Origin of the sequence: Actinomyces naeslundii (genome assembly GCF_001956585.1) — a bacterium.
GTDB classification, from domain to species: Bacteria; Actinomycetota; Actinomycetes; order Actinomycetales; family Actinomycetaceae; genus Actinomyces; species Actinomyces naeslundii.
In genome coordinates this window covers 1-1,743 of the sequence record NZ_MSRR01000047.1, presented here as the reverse complement: position 1 = coordinate 1,743, position 1,743 = coordinate 1, and the positions used below count along the sequence as shown (strand labels likewise).

The following is a 1,743-nucleotide window of genomic DNA, read 5'->3' as shown; positions in this document are numbered from 1 at the left end:
CGCCAGGACCCCGAGCTCGACACCCTCGTCGAGGAGATCGAGGAGATCGCCTCGAAGCGGGAGCTCTTCACCGACCAGGATCGCCGTTTCCACATGCGCCTGCTCGAGCCCCTGGACAACCACCTCTTCCTGCACCTGACCGAGGCCTTCTGGGCCGTCCACACCCTCACCGTCCCCCTCCTGGACGGCCCCAGGTCCGAGGACATGCTCAGCGCCGCGAAGGCGCATCGGAGCATGCTCCGGGCCGCCCGCGCCGGGGACGCCCAGGCCTACCGCCAGGCCACGGCCCAGCACTACGCCCCGCTCCTGGCAACCCTCACCTGAACCGACTGGTCATGGCCTCCTCAGTCAGGGCCGGGTAGGTTCCGGCCTGAGCCACGGCCGCGATGTTGAGGCGGGGGTCCTCGGGGTGAAGCAGTCTGTCCATCCACAGATCGCGCGCCGCGGTGAGTCCTTGAGCCAGCCAACGAGCATTGACGAACTCCATGGCATGCGTCCCCCCGGGGTAGACGTGCAGCTCGGCGTCCCCGCCGTCGCGCCATATCTTGGAGGCGAAGGCAACGACCTCATCGCGGAAGACCTCGGCCGATGCGACCGAGATGAACAGCGGCGGTAGGCCGCCCAACCATGTGGCGCGGGCGGGCGCCTCATAAGGGGTGACCAGCTCAGTTCCGCGTCGCCGCCTCAGCGCCGCCTCCCAGGCGACGTCGTTGTAGGCCGCGGGCCAGGTGCCGTCGTCGGGATACTGGCGCGCCGAGACCGACCCCTGCCATCCCGGCAGCCCGCTGCGGTCGTCAAGCATGGGATAGTCCAGCAGCCCGCCAAGCACGGCCGGCCCCTGCCGGTCACGCGCCATGAGCAATGTACCGGCGCTCAGACCACCACCTGCACTCGGCCCGACGACGACCACACGCTCGGGGTCTGCGCCGAGGTACTCGGCGTGCTCGATCGCCCAGCACAGCGTGGCGTAGCAGTCCTCGACGCCGGCAGGAGCCGGACTCTCCGGGGCCAGACGGTACTCGGGGCTGATAATGACACCTCCGTACCGACGCAACCATGGAACAACCGTCAACAGACCGTTAAAACGGCACCCCATGACGAGCCCTCCCCCGTGCAGCGACAGGAACACAGGACCGGGCCGGTCCCCGGAGAGACCCCGAGAGAGCCGGACGGCCGCAGCAGGAAGCGTGGTCCCGTCCTCCCGAACGACGTCGACGTCCTCCAGGTCGACGTCAGGACACCGGACAAGGAACTCCGCTCTGACCTCATCAACGGGCGCGCGCCAGGTCGGAATGTTCTCCACCGTCATGGTGCGGAAGACACCGAGTGCCTCAATACGCTCGAGCAGGGCAGCGGTAGCGCCGTCATAAGGAGGACGGGCGGGGAGCACCTCATGTGTATCGGGCATACCGCAACTGTGGCATCATGATCGTTATAGGAGCAACTTGCGTACATTCACTCATCAATCCGCAACGGACCTCGCCACGGCCAGGTGCTGCTCCGGATGTTGCCCCGGAAAAGAGCGACAGCCATGGCTGGGGTCTCAGAAATATGCGGATAGGCACGGGCCAACATTCACCAGCGCACATGCACCGAAAGTCGGACAATGGGGTTATGCAGACGTCCCGCGGTGTCATGTCCGGCCTCACCACCACCCCTATGACTCAGTCCTCCACAGCGATCGCCGAGATCAAGAACTACATTCTTGCCAAGGGACTGCAGCCGGGTGATGCCTTGCCGACC

At 66.3% G+C, this 1,743-nt stretch carries 2 protein-coding genes; one reads left to right on the top strand and one right to left on the bottom strand.

Translation table 11 applies throughout. The features are described from left to right. Positions 1 to 324: FCD domain-containing protein (locus BKH33_RS13350; RefSeq protein ID WP_143228799.1), on the top strand; the 324-nt coding region annotated here is incomplete at its 5' end. Here BKH33_RS13350 and BKH33_RS13345 read toward each other — a convergent pair. After that, positions 317 to 1,408, bottom strand: a complete 1,092-nt coding sequence (locus BKH33_RS13345; protein WP_003783115.1) for an alpha/beta hydrolase — start codon at positions 1,406 to 1,408, stop codon at positions 317 to 319. The genes BKH33_RS13350 and BKH33_RS13345 overlap by 8 nt on opposite strands. Positions 1,409 to 1,743 lie beyond the last annotated feature (335 nt).